Origin of the sequence: Methylovulum psychrotolerans (assembly GCF_002209385.1) — a bacterium.
In the GTDB taxonomy this organism is placed as follows: Bacteria; Pseudomonadota; Gammaproteobacteria; order Methylococcales; family Methylomonadaceae; genus Methylovulum; species Methylovulum psychrotolerans.
In genome coordinates this window covers 1,069,765-1,085,556 of record NZ_CP022129.1, presented here as the reverse complement: position 1 = coordinate 1,085,556, position 15,792 = coordinate 1,069,765, and the positions used below count along the sequence as shown (strand labels likewise).

Here is a 15,792-nt window from a genome sequence, read left to right as displayed (position 1 = left end):
CATGTGGCAAGACCCGATAGTGAATGAAACCCGTGCGCTCCGTGAAGAATACGCCGCTAAGTTTAATCATGATCCTGATGCCCTCTTTGAGGATATTCTCAAACGTCAGGCTCAGGCAGGGAAGAAAGTGGTGCCTTTGCCGCCACGAAAACCCTTATTGACACCGAAAGCCGCCTAACTACCCACAAGGCCGTTTGAAAGTTTCCGAGGGTTTTTACTGTGATTTGCCCATTCGGCCCATTTCGCTGGTACTTTTGCGTTGAATCCGTAACACAATGGTAAAAATACTTGTCACAAAGTTTGGCGTATAATGATGTCTGACCTTGGCATATTTTTAACCCTACCACAACCATGACCGACCAAGAATTAAAAGACCTTGTTGCCAGCCTAGCCATCAACCAGCAAAAAATGTCTGAAGAAGCGGCTCTTTCCCGACAAGAAGCGGCCATTTCCCGACAAGAAGTAGACCGGGCATTAAAAGAAACCGATAAAGCCATTAAAGAGCTGAGCAAGCAAATCGGCGGTATTGCCAATAAATTCGGCAGCTTTACCGAAGGTTTGGCCTTGCCCTCCATGACCAAAATCCTCTCCGAACAATTTGGTATGACTACTATTAACCCCAGCGTACGGGTGAGGGATAAAAGCGGTAACGAGCAGGAAATTGATGTGTTGGCTTACACAAACGGCGATATCAACACGGCGATTATCGTCGAGGTAAAAAGCCATCTGCGCGAAGAAAGCATTGAGCAATTATTGAAACAATGCCGTAATTTTCGTGTATTATTTCCCGAATTAGCCGATAAAAAGCTCTATGGCATTCTTGCGGCGGTAGATGCCAGCCAACAATTACAGCAAAAAGTCTTGGCGCAAGGTTTATACTTCGCCAAAATCCATGACGAGCAGTTTTCTTTATGTGTGCCCAAGGATTTTAAGCCGTTTTGTTTTACTGCGCACTAAGCCCCGCAAAAGCGGCCCTTAAAATAGCTGCACACCCTCTTTGATGGCCTGCTTGGCGACCACCTTACTCTTGCCGCCTTTCATCACCACAAAACACAGGCCTTCTATCTCCAATTCGGCGACCAGCCTTTTGACTAACGCCCCTTCGCTGCTAGAGAGGGTCTTTTCAAAGGCCAAGACATAGGTTTTGGCTTCTGGGTAATGCCGCATAGGCTTTTCCGCCAACCAAGCGTGTTTTACACCGGGCAGGGTATGGATTTGCTCGCGGATTTGTTGGCATATCTCCGCGTGGTTGCCGGGACTGACCAGAAGGTCGGTATTGGCGACAAAAGCCCGTTCTTGTTGTGCAGCTTGGTTGATGTCGTATTGCCGCTCGGCCTGTTCTTGCCAGTACGCGACCGCCGCCGTGTCATTTAGCTCCCGATAATAATAAATCAGCCAATCACAGCCGTTTAGGCGCAAATCCTCCTGCTTGTCCATTGCCTGTTTTATAAAATCCAACCCGGCGGCATCTTGTTTCGCCAGCAATAGCCTGCCGATGGCAAAATCAGCTTTGGCCTGCTCCGGCTCTTGGGTTTTGTACCGCTCAAACAAAGCCAGGCAATCTTGGTCGGGGGCGAATTCTTCCGTCAGCACCGCCAACTGCCACAGTTGTTCCGAGGCCATCCCGGCCAATGGCGTGGCCTGTAAAGCTGCCAGCTTGGCGCGGCCTTCCTGCATATAATGGTAGCGTTCTTCCCAACGGCTTTCATTTTGTTGCCGCCATTGTTGGTCAAAATGCGCCATAATATCGGGTAACTGCCCGGCAAACCAAGCCTGGGCGGCGGAATAACTGACCCGCTCTGGCGGGCTGGCAGGGCATTTTAAGGCTGCCAAGCGGTCTTTTAAGGCGGGATGGGTATCGTAATAGCCGGTTTTGACCGCCATTGCCTTATCGATTTTGCTTTGTAAGGCATGACTGTCAAAGGTTGCCGCTTGTAAAAAATCCAAAAGCTGGCTATACGGTGAACCCGGTGGCTGCGGAATACTGTCTGCTTGGCGGATAAACGGTTGCCAGTAGTGTTCGTTGACCCAACCCTGCACGACATGGGTGTTGATTAAGGCATGGGCAATGTCTTCGGGTGAAGTCAGTTGGGCGGCGACCGCATCGGCGTTATATTCATTGGCGCGGGCTAAGGCGAAAGAATAGGCGGCAAAGGTGGGGGCGTACCAGTTGAAGAAGCGGCGCAGCAGGTTAGTGCCAAAATTATTCTGCTGGCTTAAGCCGTTGACAATCCTGTCCCAACTCAGCCGGACGCGGTAAATCCAGCCGGAAAAACGGCTGTGCTTGCCGGATAAATGGCCTAATTCATGGGCGATGACCGAGCGCACTTGTGCAGGCGATTGGCTGAGCAACAATTCCACACCTAAAATCAGGGTGTTTTTATACCAGCCGAACACGCCCAAACGCGGGGTTTGGACAATGGCGGCGTTATATTCGGGGGTAAGGATAACCTGATGGACTTTCGGGGCTTTGAGCTTGCGGCTAAGGCTTTTCAGTTCGGTAAAAATTGCCGGATACTGTTTGGCTTTTACGCGATAGCCGACCGGTGCCTGAAAACGTACCCATAACGCCCGCAACAAAACATAAATCATGATGAGCAAGGCAAAAATCAGCTTAGTCTTGAACAAAAACAGGATGAAAGCGGTACTGGCTAAAGCCGCCCAGCCGAGGCCGCCGACCAAGCCGATTAACACCAGTAACATGCCAAAAATGACGGCATAGCCTAGCAATGCCAACAAAGCGACCTTAATCGTGTAACGTCGGGGATTGTGCTGAATATCGCGTTCGGCGGCGGCGATTAACTGCTCAAACCGCTCTCTGCGTTGGGTGGTCGATTGCATGGGTAGATCCTGCCAAGAGTTACCGGGCCGCCGGGTCAAGCTGGCCCGGCGGGTATGGGACACGCGCTAGAGTTGTTTTTATATTACTAAAAAACGAGGCATGATAGCAGTTTTTTCGCGTACAGCCAGAGCGGCAAGGCATTTTATTTGCGGAGCCTGCCCAGCCTGCGGTTACAAAAACACCCTGCCAAACCCTTACCGTTCCCTAAAGCAAATAATCTCTGCGCAAAACCAGTCAGCGGGTCACGGATTCGTTATAATGTCACCATCGATAATCACAGACAAGGGTGCAAACACTATGGCAGATGAAAGCAATGCGATACATAAAATAGTCATCGTTGGCGGCGGTGCGGCGGGTCTTGAGCTGGCGACGACTTTAGGGTATAAGCTGGGCAAGAAAAAGTTGGCGGAAATTACGCTGATTGATGCCACCACCACGCATATCTGGAAGCCGTTGCTGCATGAAGTGGCGGCGGGGACGTTGGACGAATCGGAGCAAGTGGAATATATGGCACAGGCGCACCGCAGCCATTTCCGCTTCCGCCTAGGCAAGATGGAAGGCCTGAACCGTACCGCTAAGGAAATTTATGTCAGCCCGACTTTTAACGAGGCGGGCGAAGAGCTGATCCCGCGCCGCACCTTTGCTTATGATACCTTGGTCATGTCAGTCGGCAGTGTCAGCAATACCTTTAACATTAAAGGGGTTGCCGAGCATTGCCTGTTTTTGGACACCACCTCGCAAGCGTTTAAGTTCCAAAAGCAATTGTTTGAGTCGTATATTAAAAATTATATCGGCAAAGATAGCGCGACAGTTAAGCCCTTATCCATTGCTATTGTCGGGGCGGGGGCGACCGGGGTGGAACTGGCCGCACAACTGCATGAAGTGACCGACGTGCTGGCGATTTACGGCCTGAACGAGACCAGCAATGTTAAACTGACCATTATCGAAGCAGCCACGCGCTTATTGCCTGCCCTGCCGGATAAGCTGGCGTTGGCGACCCAACAGCAATTGGTGAAACTGGGCGTGGACTTAAAGCTGGGGCGGCGGGTGATTGAAGTCACTTCCGCAGGCATCACCACCCATGATGATGAATTTATCGAGGCTAATATTAAAGTCTGGGCGGCGGGCATTAAGGCGCCGGATTGGATGAAAAACCTGGATGGCCTGGAAACTAACCATGTTAACCAATTGGTGGTCGACCGCACCTTAAAAACCAGTGACGACAATATTTTTGCGATGGGCGATTGTGCGGCGTGTGCCTGGACAGGCCGTACCGGCAATGTGCCGCCCCGCGCCCAAGCCGCGCACCAACAAGCCACGGCGGTGGGCAAGTCCATCATCAACCGCCTAAAAGGCGGCAGTCCGGTCGAGTTTGTTTATTATGATTACGGCTCTTTGGTGTCGTTAGGCAAGTACACCACGGTCGGCAATCTGATGGGCAATTTGATGGGTACGGTCAGTATCGGTGGGTTTATCGCCAAAATTGTGTATTTGTCGCTGTATAAAATGCACCAAATTGCTATCCACGGCTATTTCCGCACCGCCATGCTGACGCTTTCCAACGCCTTTAGACGCAGCGTTTATATCAAAATAAAAATGCACTAAGCCCTTTTTTAACAACAACAAAAATAACAATATGTTTGAAATTGAATATGAGTTCCGCGAACAAGACCTGATCCATTTTAATGAGTTGCAGTTCTCTAAAAATGATGAAATCCAGCACAATATCAAAAAGAACCGCCTGATGGTACCCGGGGTGATTTTTTTAATTGGCGCATTCTATTATTTTTATTATAACGACGTGCAAACTACCGCTTATGTGATGGTCATCGCGTTGTTATGGGCGTTGCTGTCACCGAAGATCATGATGTTGGATTTGCATCGGCAGATTTTGAAAAGCTATACGCCGAAAGAAAAAAATGACATGTTCGGCAAGTACAGCCTGACCATAGACCCCGCCAACCCGAAATATTTGCTGGAAAAATCGCCCAGCGGCAAAAATAAGATGGGCTGGGATGAGTTGTTGCGGGTGGAATATGGCAAAGGCTATGTGTATTTTTACCTCAACCTGACCACCGCGCTGGTGATTCCGGTCGAAACCGTAACCAAAGGCAATTTGGAAGAGTTTTCCGAGCAAGTGGAAAAAATGATTGAGCGGTTTGGCGAGTAAGTTGATGCGTTAAAATGGCGGGCGGATGGCTGACGGCGATCCGCCCGTTTTTTATGGCTATTTTTGTAGTGGCGATAAAGCTTATAGTACGGCTTGTGCCCGCGCTCCGAAGAAGAGGCCGTATTTTATGCACATTCCTTATTCAAAGTCGGATTAAGGAAAGCGTTTGTGAATTATAGAAAACTTAGCTTGTCAGAAAGCTTAGGCTAGACGGGCCGTTATATACGGTGATAGCCAACAATCTCCCTTACCAACACTATCAGGAAACCCCTATGCAATTTTTTGAAATCGAAACGGAAGAAGGCAATAAATTGCTTATCAATAAAGACTATGTCGTCAAATTAGCGGCGGTGGATAATGATTTTAAAAAGGGTGCGGTATTGCACCTGTCCATGACCTCGTCCGAGTGCGCCTGTATCCCCGTTACCGCAAAAGAGTCGGCCAAGGTCAGGTCTTGGCTCTTGAGTTAAGCATCCTAATCCCTATTTAAAGGCCGCCACTCATTAAGCGGCACAGAGACAAGCTGGCCTGACAAATTGGGAGGCGCGGGTTAAATAAACGCTTGCGGCGAATTGTTCAACGCTTGGTCTTGGCCGGCAATCCGCACATCAACATGGTCGCCGGGTGTTAAGCCCTCACCTTCAGCCAAGTGGAACACAAAGCCGCAGTGTTCGTAATAGTGCGGGTTTTGGCGGATGACATCCCGCCGCGATAGCTGAGTGCTGACGCTTTGCCGATAAGTGCCGTTAATAAACAATTCCAGCATGAGCGGGTCGTTATGGAGGGTGGATAAAGCCCAACCCGTGATCTTTTGTGCTTCCAGCAGGTCGATATAGCCCAAATAGGCTTTGTTCGCGTTAATGGCCTTAAAATTGACCAAGGTGTTGGTATAGGTCGGCGGTGACGGGTTGATAAATTGCGCAGCTTCCGTGCGCTGTTCGGGGTTGTCTGCCAAACCGAGAAAGTCAGCCAGACCCGCGATAAAATCATCAGGGAACAGCAAGGCTTTTTCGTAAGAAGCGATAAAGATAGGCCGTTTGGTTGTCCATAAAAACAGCAATAGGGCAAAATTAAGCCCCAACACTTTAAACATTTCCGCCAATAAAGAAATATTGTAGATAGTTGTCCGGCGGTTGGCGGTAGCGAAAATATCGCGGACAACCACGACATAGACCCGTTCCCGGAACAGCCGTTCCCAACGCCACAAGCGCAGTTTTTTCACGCCCCAGACCGGATAACTGGCGTCGCGCTCTTTAATGATTTTTTTAGCCTGTTTTTTGTCGTTACGTTTCAGGCAATCCAGCAAGGTGCTGTCCTGATAACGCGACGATAGCCCGTCACCCATATAAATGCCCAGCTTAGATAAGACCCCGGCCACCATAGAGGTGCCGCCACGCCCGATACCCAGCACCAGGATAGTTTTTTGCGGCAAAGCGGCGGCGGTGCCGTTGATGGTGGCAAAGCCCGAATTTTTATTGCTCATTTAATTGTTTACCTGCGCTAACAGCCGTTCCACTTCGGCAAGTTCCAATTGTAAAACTCCCGCGATAGTCTCAGCGGAAAGCCCCATGTTATGGGCATTTTGCACCGCCAATAGGCGGGTTTTAGCAATGCCTTTTTCAAGCCCGATTTCCACGCCTGTTTCCAATCCTTGTTTGATACCTTGCTCACGGCCTTGCTCACGGCCTTGTTCACGACCTTCTTCTAGTCCTTGCTTACGCCCCCGCTCATGCCCCTCCTCCCAAGCGGTGTCGGTGACATTCTTTAAATCCCAATAATATTTCAAGCTGTCACGGTAGGCCGTTTGCTCCGAGCGGCTGAATTTGGCGATTTTCGCCACGGCGAAGACTTTGGCAAACACGTCTTCTTTCAACTCCGGCGGGATATCGTCGAATTCGTGCAGATGCCTAAACACATACAGCCATTTGTCTTGCAGATTGTCCAGTTGCGCTAAGGTTTTACGAAAATGCGGCAAGGTCAGGTAGATGAAGGTCAGCTTGTCATAAAACACCCGCCCGTGCTGGTTTTTCAGTTGGATAGCGTGGATGACCTCCTGATCGCCTGTTTTGGCATCTTCGTCGAAGACAAAATCTAAGATGCCGATAGTATAGACGGCTGCCAGTTGGAAATCCCACTCGCCCCGCTGCGCTTGTTCTTGGATAGGAAACGTGGCGTAGTAGACGCTACGGTCTTTAAAGAAATTCTGTTTGGCTTTTTGCAGTTCGACGATAAAACGTTCGCCTGTGGCACTTTTGCAGCTCAGGTCGAAGATAGCCTTCCGGTCTAGGGCTGTTGCGCCTTGGTGTTCGTTTTTGCTGTACTGCAAGCTGGCAATCTGGTGCTTGTCCGGCAACAGCGTATTTAAAAAACTGATCAACAAATCTTTATTCGGCTCTTCGCCAAACAGTTTTTTAAAGCCGAAATCGGTGAACGGGTTAACAAAAACGTCTTGCATGGCAGCGGTGCGGCGAGTGGGGAGAGTTGGGCAGAGTGTAGCACAGGCACAGGGCGGCTGTCAGGTGGGTATAAGACAGGCAAATCCTGCGGCACGGGGATTTTTGGGCAACGGAAAAGCCTAACCCGCCAGCCTAGGCAATCAGGCCGGAAAGGTCTTTGAGGGTATGTATCTCCCGCCTGTGCCGATACGCACTTTCGTCCTTGAACCGACAGTTCAAGTGGAGACACGGCTAGCCATTCAGGCTTCTTGTCTAAAACAAGCATGCACACCATGAGCTAAGCAACAAGCCCCCGGGGTTAATACAGGTTCAGGAAACACCCAGCACACTGTCGAACACCGCAGGAGATACAGGCCAATAGTTTAACGCGTTTAAGAGTTTTCCAAAACGTTTTCTATTTTATTGCCGATATTGGCCAAGCTGTCGCTGAGCTGCTGCTTGAGCATTAGGTTTTGATTTTTAGCGATTTGTAGTTCATGCGCCAAATTCAGCGCGGCGATCACGGCGATGCGGTCAGCACCGTTAACTTTGCCGGAGTCGCGCATTTTGCGCATTTGCATATCGAGCTGCTGCGCAGATTGGAGCAAATCGTCCTGTTCTTCAGGATCGCAGGCAATCCGGTATTCTTTGCCCATAATCATTAAGGCAACGGCATGGGGTCGGTTAGTCATGGGCTTGCTCCAAAGCTTTAAGACGCGTAATCATAGCCTCCACACGGCTTCTTGCCAAGGCGGATTTTTCCAAAAGCTGGGTCTTTTCTTCCAATAATTCCTGCTCGCGCAACCGTAACAGGCGATTATCGTTCTTAACGGCCTGGTATTGTTCGATAAGGCGGTCGAGTTTTTCTTCAAGTTCTTGTAATGCTAAAGGTTGGTCAGTATGTGATGCGGTCATGATGGCGGCTCAAGCGTTGCGGTTTGGGATGAACAAACTATTATCCAAGTTAACAATCAATGGTAGCATAAGCAGTATTTTTATTTTAGCGATAGTGCAATTTATTATGCGGAAATTATGCCTTACACAACCGTCAATAGCTTATTAAAGCAAACCCACCCCGACCTAAGCGCCGCCGAGGCGCACGGTATTGCCACCGGCATGTTGTGCGTCAACCGCCAGACCACCCCGGCCTATTGGCTGGACGCGCTGTTGGAGCCGACCACGTCGCCGTCCGATGCCGAGCCCTTGCTGGTCCGGCTCTTTGAAGAAACGCGCCGCCTGCTCGCCAGCGACAGCTTTGAATTTGCGCTGTTGCTGCCCGACGACGAGCAGCCCTTGCCGGAGCGGCTCTTGGCTTTAAAAGACTGGTGCCACGGCTTTTTGTTCGGCACAGGCTGCGGTCAGCCTAACACCGCCTTAAGCCACGATACCCAAAGCATCCTAAGGGACGTTGCCGAGTTTACCAAACTGGACACCGCCGCCGAAGGCGAAGAAGATGAGTCTGCGTTTGTGGAAATCACCGAATACCTCAAATCTTCTGTCCTGTTATTGCGCGAAGAACTGGGCGATGACAGCGGCAGGGCCCTTCACTAGGAGTGTGATATGCAAGCCAATGAATTTAACAAACGCCGCCAACGCTTAATGCAGGATATCGGAGTCGGCAATATCGCCCTGATCGGCAGTGCCATGCCGCGCACGCGTAACCGCGATGTCGATTACCCGTTCCGCCAAGACAGCGACTTTTTCTACCTGACAGGCTTTAATGAAGCTGATGCCTTAGCGGTGTTTGTACCTGGCCGCGAAGAAGGCGAATACATCCTGTTTTGCCGCGAATTTGACCCGACCAAAGCCCTTTGGGAAGGTGCCCATGCCGGCCTGGAGGGCGCGACCAAGCATTATGCCGCCGATCAGGCCTTTCCTATCGAAGACGTGCCGGAACGCCTGCCTGAACTGTTGGCGGGTAAGCGTAAAGTCTTTTATCCGCTGGGCCATGATGCCGATTTAGATGCCAGTGTTTTGGAATGGCTTAAAGAACTGCGCCAAAAAGCCCGTTCCGGCGTGTCCGCCCCGCATGAACTGAGTGCGCTGGAGCAGATCCTGCACGAAATGCGCTTGTTTAAAAGTGCTGCCGAACTGAAACTGATGCGCCATGCCGCCGAAGTGTCGGCACAAGGCCACATTAAGGCCATGCAGACCTGCAAGGCCGGGCGTTATGAGTATCAGGTGGAGGCGGAACTGGTCTACCATTTTATGCAGGCTGGCTTACGCGCCGTGGCCTATCCGTCGATCGTCGCGGGCGGCAAAAACGCCTGTACCCTGCATTACACGACCAATGATTGCGAACTGCAAGACGGCGATTTATTGCTGATAGACGCAGGAGCGGAATGCGACCATTATGCCGCCGACATTACCCGCACCTTTCCGGTGTCGGGGCGGTTTAGCGACGCGCAGCGTCAGCTTTACCAATTAGTGCTGGATGCCCAATATGCCGCCATTGCCGAAGTGAAACCGGGGGCGACCTGGATACAGCCGCATGAAGCGGCGGTCGAAGTCCTGACCCGTGGCTTGGTCAAACTCGGTTTGTTAAAAGGCAGTGTGAAAAAGTTGGTTAAAGACGAAAAGTACAAGGCTTTTTATATGCACCGCACCGGCCACTGGCTGGGTATGGATGTCCATGATGTCGGCGATTATAAAATCGATGACACTTGGCGTACCTTAGAGCCGGGCATGGTGCTGACGGTCGAACCGGGTTTGTATATCCCTGCCGACTGTAAAAAAGTCGACCCGCAATGGCGCGGTATCGGCATCCGTATCGAAGATGATGTGTTGGTCACCGAAGACGGCCACGAGGTGCTAACGCACAGCGCCCCGAAAACCATTGCCGAAATTGAAGCTATCATGCAGGGGGCCTAATGGCACACGATTACGATTTGCTGATTGTCGGCGGCGGCTTGGCGGGTAATTGTCTGGCTTTGGCATTGCAAGGCTTTGGCTTGCGCATCGCTATTGCCGAAGCCAATAGCCGCGCCCAATTACAGGCTTCGGCAGCGGGCGACCGCGCCCTAGCCTTAGCCGCAGGTACGGTCAACGCCTTAGAAGCCTTGGGGATTTGGCAAGACATCGGCGCGAAAGCTACCGCCATCGGCCATATCCACATTTCTGACCGTGGGCATTTTGGCAAGACCCGTTTGTCCGCCGCTAAAGCCCACGTCCCCGCCCTGGGCTATGTCATCACCGCCCGTGACCTGGAAGGCCATGTCGCCGATTTGGTCGCACAAAGCCCTATCACCCGGATCACCCCGGCGCGGGTGGTGGGCTTAATGTCCGGCAGCGAAGCCATGAATGTCAGCCTGAAACAAGACGGCGATTCCCTGAATATCAGCGCAAAATTAGTGGTCGGGGCTGACGGTGGCCTTTCCTCGGTGCGCACCTTGTTGGACATCCCCCAACACAGCACCGATTATCGGCAAACCGCCTTGGTCACCACCGTCAAAACCACCCTGCCCCACCGCAATACCGCTTACGAACGCTTCACCGCGTCGGGGCCCCTAGCCTTATTACCGCTAGGCAAATACCATTGCTCGGTGGTCTGGACACGCACCACCGATGAAGCTGAAGCGCTGATGCTGGGCAGTGAAGCCGATTTTCTCAGTGAGTTGCAGGACTGCTTCGGTTATCGCTTAGGCGGCTTAACCTTAACCGCACCCCGCCGCGCCTTTCCTTTGTCACTGATCCGCGCCGACACCATGCAGGCCGACCGCGCCGTAATTATCGGCAACGCCGTCCACCAACTGCACCCGGTCGCCGGACAAGGCTTTAATCTGGGTCTGCGCGATGTCATGCAACTCGCCGAGGCCTTAAGCGCCGCCGCCCACAGCCAGCAAGACCTCGGTAGCCGTGAGGTCTTGTCCCGCTACAGCCAAGCCCGCCGCAAAGATCACGCCCGCGTCATCGGTTTTACCGACAGCTTGGTGAAAATCTTCTCTAATGACTGGTTGGCTCTAGCCGCCGCGCGAAATGTCGGCCTCACCTTGCTGGACCATATCCCCGCCGCCAAAGCGGTGCTGGCGAAACAAGCAATGGGTTTGGCGGAAGGATAAGTTTTTTGTTGTCGTGTCTGGCGGGTACTGTTCACCCTGATCGCCAACCCGCATCAATTTGACACCCTATAGGGCCGCATCATCTCATTGTCTTCGTGGTCGATGATGTGGCAATGCCAGACATAATCGCCTAGGGTCGGATCAAATGGGAACAGGTTGCTGCCGATATAGGATTTGCCTTGCACTACCGGGGTGTCGGTTGGAGTCCAGCGCACCAAAACTCTGAGCACTTGTTTGGCGTGGGCGGTCGCCGTGTCCTTCCACCCGGTTTCGCCCACATCAGGCGGGATTAGGCTACCCAAAAGGAAAGGCCCCAGCGCAGGATTGCCGCCGACCGCCCCATCGGCATTAGGGGTGTTGTAAGCCAACGGCGGCCCGTAACCTGGGCAGTATTTGCCGGGAGCACATGAGCTTGGCAGCGGTGCCGGCCCAGTGCCAAATGCACGGTTCCAAGCGGCAAGATACCCTTTCAAGTTGATGGCTTGGCGGTTAAGGACTTGGAATTGCGCCAGATGCGTGTGTATCGGATGGGTTTGGGCGGCCACGCCGGGCGAGTAGATATTAATGATTTCCCACAACTCGACCGCGCCGACGCGCGGGGTCTCGCTAACACCGTCTTGAGGGAATTCGGCGGCGATGCTGGGCGAGAGTAGCCCATCCCATTTGGTGTTGTTGACAAATTCTTCAATATTGTTCGGATAATCAAAGTTTTCGTTGATCACGAATTGCCGGACTTTGTCAATTTTAACGCTAGGCAACACATGCCCTTGGCCATCGGTCAGCCGTGCCGCTGGCACTGGCCATGTGCAGTATCCGGGTGTCCCAGGGAGTTTGGCAGGGTTGCAACTGGTGTCGCCAGACTTTAGCGCGGTATTGACACGAAATTGCATAATGTCGGGCAGTTGGTACATCTCGCCCGGTTCATCGTTTGCCAAGGTGACGGTCTGGCCTGCCAATTTACTAAAATCCACAATCAGATCGGCACGTTCGCCAGGGCTTAAATGCACGTTGCTGATTTTTACGGGTTTGCCGAGATAGCCCTCATCCGCGCCGATTTGGTAAGCGGCGGCGCGGCCAAAGGTCAGGTCATAGCTCCTGTGGTTTGAGCCGTTCAGGATACGCAAGCGGTAACGGCGCGGCTCCACATTCAAATAAGGCCAAGGCGCCCCGTTGACCATCGCCACATCGCCTTCAAACATCACCGACCAGTACGGATGGGTCTTAACCGTGGTTTCGGTCGGAAAGTACAACTGACTGTTGGTGTCAAACTGGCGGTCTTGGATAGCCATCTCCAACTCATAGGCACCATTGGGGAGTTTTTTCGGCTCCAGGTTCGGGTTCCTGATGAAATAAAAGCCCGCCAACCCGGCGAGTACGTTAGTGCGGGTCACGCCCAAGGCATGGTCATGGAACCAAAGGGTTCCCGCTTCCTGGTCGTTAACATATTGGTAAATGGCTTCGCCAGTGCTGGGCTTGCCCAGCGAATTATAGCTTGAGCCGGTTTTGCCGTCAGGTGTGAACCAAGAATCCGGCCCGCCATCAAACCGCGCCGGGATGACTGCCCCGTGCAAATGCACCGTGGTGGGGACGGGCCCCGTATAAGGCAGGCAACAAGCGTTGCTGGTATTTTCCGACAATGAGCAATCCCTGGTGGTCATGCCGCACATTTTCTGTAGCGGATCGGCCCAATGCAGGGTTTGGTCCACCGCTATCAGCCCCTGCACCAACCCCGGCCCGTAAGGGCTGGCGGCATTGAAGCTCGGCAACTGATTGACAAACGTCATTTGTGTGGCCACTTTGCTCCGGGTTTCAAGCGTCACCGCAGGCCAATTGGCAGGGCCTAAGACTTGGTTGGTGGCAGAGTCGGCAGTCTCGTAAGCCCAGACGCGGGTTTTGCCAAACGTCACCCCTTTGCCGCAAGTGTCGGTAAGCCCCTTAGGCAAAACCGTCTGGTCAATTTCCTTCATCGTGACCGTCAGCTTGCGGTGCGTGTAGGCATCGACACGCGGAATAGAACCCGCCGGCCCGAATACAGGCAGTGAAACTGAAAATTTCGGTATGCAGCTACCGTCCAAATGGGTCTGGGGGACAAGACTGCTCGCCTGGATATTGCCGACTGCCCAAACCGACAGGCAAGCCACGGTAAAGGCGCGGCAGAGTCGTGGGTAACCGCCTGTTATTGCGTTAATTTTTCGCATTGTTTTATCCTCGTTTATTGAAAACCCAACAAAATTTTTACGGGATTTCACTATAAAGGCAGATAGGTTTGGCAACAATAAGGTGATGTCCGTAATTTAGTGACGGGCGCGTAACTGCCGGGGCTTATCGTTCAGTAATACAGTCCGCTAAGGGGATTTTGATGGCAAACACACTGCCCTTGCCCAATTTCGAGGTGACTTTTAATTCATAATGGCATTGTTGGCACAGGGTTTTGACAATAAATAACCCTAAACCGTAACCAGCCTCATCACGGTGCTGCCCTTGCCGGAACGGCGACATCAAGGCTAAACAATCGGCGGCAAATAAGCCCACCCCGCTATCCAGCACCTGAATTTCAATAGCATCCGCCCGGCGGCGCACGCCCACCAACACACGGCCCTTGTGGCTGTAACGGATGGCGTTGCCGATTAAATTACTGAGGATGCGGTGTAACAGCAAGGCCGAGCCCTTGATTTCAATAGTGCTGCCCACGGTGTCAAGCCGCAAACCTTTTTTGGCGGCGGCGGTGGCAAATTCACTGTGCAAGCGGTCAAACAATTCAAATAGCAAGACACGGTCAGCCTGGTCATCGCCTATCTCCTGGCGGGCCTGGTGTATTAAGCCCTGGATCAGGCCTTGGGCATAATCCAAGGTTTTATTGATGTGCTGGGCGACAGGGTCGGCCTCTTCCCTAACGCGTAATGCGTCAATGGCAAACCGTATCGAGGCTAACGGTTGCGATAAATCATGGCTTGCGCAAGCCAATAAAAGCTGCTGGTTTTTGGCTTCTTGCAGGGCGGCCAAACGCTCTTGCTCGGCTTTGACCAACAACTCGGTTTCGGCTTGCCGCTTCACCCGCAACTCGGCTTTTTGTTCATCAAAACGCCGCAACTGGTTCAGCACCGCGATGATAAAAAACACCGGCTCCAGAATATAGGCGATTTTGGGATAAGTGAAAATGGACAGCATCGGGAACGGGTTTAGGCCAAAAATACTCAACAACATCAAAACGACATTAAAAACAATCAAGGAAAGCGCCCCTAACAAATAAAACCGCGCCGCCGGGACGTGCCGGCGCACCGCCAAAACACCCGCCACCACCGCCACCGTGGCGTATAAGACCACGAGCAGGGACACCCATTCGGTGAAATAGGCGTTGCCATATAGCGGCACACTGCAAAAGGCTAGGCCGATAAGCGCGACAAAGCTAAAATATAAGCGCCGGAACCGTTGCTGCACTTGTAAAAACCGCAAGCTAAACCAAGCATGGGTAATGACGGAACCGATGCCTATCAAACCGGGGGCGAACCTGTTCCAAGCGGCCTGTTCAGGCCACAAAAACTGGAAGTTATAGCCTTGGACTTGGCCTAAAAACAATAGGCTAAATACAATCAAGCCTGCATAATTGCGGCTTTCGGCATGGCCTACGCCTTTGTGGTTGAAAAACAAGAGAGCGGCCAACACCAGTAACACCCCCAACAAAACACCGTTGAGGACATCATTTTTCGTGTCCTGTTGCGCGAGGGTTTCGGCAGTCAACAGACGCGCTTGCAAGGGGGTTTTGCCGTGGGTGCGGTAGGCAAGATAAAGCGTGGTAGGGGCGTTTGCCGCCAAGGTCAGCGGGACATACAAAAAGCGGTTAATGACCGGACGTTGGGTAAAGGTCGTGGTTTGGTCTATGCTGTACACGGTTGCCAAACGGCCATTTTGGGCTTGAAAAACCGCCAGAAAAAACGCATCGGGTAGGCCGACCGCCAATAACCGCCGTATGTCGGAAGCATTGGCGTTATCGATGTCAAGCCTTAGCCAGTGTGCCGCGCCAGAATTAAGATTGTCTGCCATTAGGGGCTTGCCCGCCAAACCGACCCAAGGAACCGTAGCCGGATCCAGCGTCTGCATACAAGCAGTTAAGGCCAATTCTGCTTGGGTTTGTAATTGGCAGACCGCCTTAGCCTCTGCCGTTGCTATATTATTAATGGTTAACAACACGCTAAGGATAAATAGTTTAATTGCTAAGGCCAATCGTCCCCCTAATAGACATATCTGTGCTACATTCGGCACTTTACCGTATTATCCTGACCTATATCC

At 52.2% G+C, this 15,792-nt stretch carries 15 protein-coding genes and 1 other RNA gene; 8 read left to right on the top strand and 8 right to left on the bottom strand.

Annotated elements, in window-relative coordinates; genetic code table 11:
* The first annotated feature begins 19 nt into the window (after window positions 1-19).
* Both CEK71_RS23090 and CEK71_RS04755 read left to right on the top strand, forming a co-directional pair.
* Window positions 20-178, top strand: coding sequence for a hypothetical protein (locus CEK71_RS23090; protein ID WP_198328466.1), 159 nt, complete (start codon window positions 20-22; stop codon window positions 176-178).
* Window positions 179-351: 173 nt separating this feature from the next.
* On the top strand, window positions 352-957 hold the full coding sequence (locus CEK71_RS04755) for a DUF3782 domain-containing protein (protein WP_088618312.1): 606 nt from the start codon (window positions 352-354) through the stop codon (window positions 955-957).
* A gap of 18 nt (window positions 958-975) precedes the next feature.
* Here CEK71_RS04755 and CEK71_RS04750 read toward each other — a convergent pair whose 3' ends face one another.
* A complete protein-coding gene (locus CEK71_RS04750; RefSeq protein ID WP_088618311.1) occupies window positions 976-2,841 on the bottom strand; it encodes a M48 family metallopeptidase in 1,866 nt (621 codons plus the stop codon).
* Between the two features lie 298 nt (window positions 2,842-3,139).
* Here CEK71_RS04750 and CEK71_RS04745 point away from each other — a divergent pair, with 298 nt between their 5' ends.
* The 3 genes from CEK71_RS04745 to CEK71_RS04735 all read left to right on the top strand — a co-directional run bounded on the left by CEK71_RS04745 (window position 3,140) and on the right by CEK71_RS04735 (window position 5,482).
* Window positions 3,140-4,447, top strand: coding sequence for an NAD(P)/FAD-dependent oxidoreductase (locus tag CEK71_RS04745; protein ID WP_088618310.1), 1,308 nt, complete (start codon window positions 3,140-3,142; stop codon window positions 4,445-4,447).
* A 31-nt stretch (window positions 4,448-4,478) separates the two neighbouring features.
* Window positions 4,479-5,012 (top strand): YcxB family protein, encoded by a 534-nt coding sequence (locus tag CEK71_RS04740; RefSeq protein ID WP_088618309.1) that lies wholly within the window; start codon window positions 4,479-4,481, stop codon window positions 5,010-5,012.
* Between the two features lie 272 nt (window positions 5,013-5,284).
* Window positions 5,285-5,482, top strand: a complete 198-nt coding sequence (locus CEK71_RS04735; protein WP_088618308.1) for a hypothetical protein — start codon at window positions 5,285-5,287, stop codon at window positions 5,480-5,482.
* Between the two features lie 80 nt (window positions 5,483-5,562).
* Here the strand turns inward: CEK71_RS04735 and CEK71_RS04730 are convergent, their stop codons facing one another.
* From CEK71_RS04730 to CEK71_RS04710, 5 genes are all read right to left on the bottom strand, one after another.
* The gene (locus tag CEK71_RS04730) at window positions 5,563-6,495 is read right to left on the bottom strand and encodes a hypothetical protein (protein WP_088618307.1); all 933 of its coding nucleotides are present in this window, start codon (window positions 6,493-6,495) and stop codon (window positions 5,563-5,565) included.
* Window positions 6,496-7,467, bottom strand: coding sequence for an Rpn family recombination-promoting nuclease/putative transposase (locus CEK71_RS04725; protein ID WP_088618306.1), 972 nt, complete (start codon window positions 7,465-7,467; stop codon window positions 6,496-6,498).
* Between the two features lie 168 nt (window positions 7,468-7,635).
* Window positions 7,636-7,818, bottom strand: a non-coding RNA gene (ssrS, locus tag CEK71_RS04720) — 6S RNA.
* A 21-nt stretch (window positions 7,819-7,839) separates the two neighbouring features.
* Window positions 7,840-8,139, bottom strand: coding sequence for a cell division protein ZapA (locus CEK71_RS04715; protein ID WP_088618305.1), 300 nt, complete (start codon window positions 8,137-8,139; stop codon window positions 7,840-7,842).
* Entirely contained in the window at window positions 8,132-8,362 is a 231-nt protein-coding gene (locus CEK71_RS04710; protein WP_088618304.1) for a TIGR02449 family protein, read from the bottom strand. The genes CEK71_RS04715 and CEK71_RS04710 overlap by 8 nt, the downstream gene beginning before the upstream one ends.
* A 117-nt stretch (window positions 8,363-8,479) precedes the next feature.
* On the opposite strand from CEK71_RS04710, the gene CEK71_RS04705 reads away from it, so the two are divergent.
* From CEK71_RS04705 to ubiH, 3 genes are read left to right on the top strand one after another with little or no spacing between them, the layout of a single operon-like run.
* Window positions 8,480-8,998, top strand: a complete 519-nt coding sequence (locus CEK71_RS04705; protein WP_088618303.1) for a UPF0149 family protein — start codon at window positions 8,480-8,482, stop codon at window positions 8,996-8,998.
* 9 nt (window positions 8,999-9,007) lie between these two features.
* The gene (pepP, locus tag CEK71_RS04700) at window positions 9,008-10,318 is read left to right on the top strand and encodes a Xaa-Pro aminopeptidase (protein ID WP_088618302.1); all 1,311 of its coding nucleotides are present in this window, start codon (window positions 9,008-9,010) and stop codon (window positions 10,316-10,318) included.
* A complete protein-coding gene (ubiH, locus tag CEK71_RS04695; RefSeq protein WP_088618301.1) occupies window positions 10,318-11,505 on the top strand; it encodes a 2-octaprenyl-6-methoxyphenyl hydroxylase in 1,188 nt (395 codons plus the stop codon). The genes pepP and ubiH overlap by 1 nt, the downstream gene beginning before the upstream one ends.
* Window positions 11,506-11,558: 53 nt before the next feature.
* Here the strand turns inward: ubiH and CEK71_RS04690 are convergent, their stop codons facing one another.
* Together CEK71_RS04690 and CEK71_RS04685 are read right to left on the bottom strand one after the other, a co-directional pair.
* Window positions 11,559-13,703, bottom strand: coding sequence for a multicopper oxidase domain-containing protein (locus tag CEK71_RS04690; protein ID WP_088618300.1), 2,145 nt, complete (start codon window positions 13,701-13,703; stop codon window positions 11,559-11,561).
* Between the two features lie 124 nt (window positions 13,704-13,827).
* Window positions 13,828-15,726, bottom strand: a complete 1,899-nt coding sequence (locus tag CEK71_RS04685; RefSeq protein ID WP_088618299.1) for a sensor histidine kinase — start codon at window positions 15,724-15,726, stop codon at window positions 13,828-13,830.
* Window positions 15,727-15,792 lie beyond the last annotated feature (66 nt).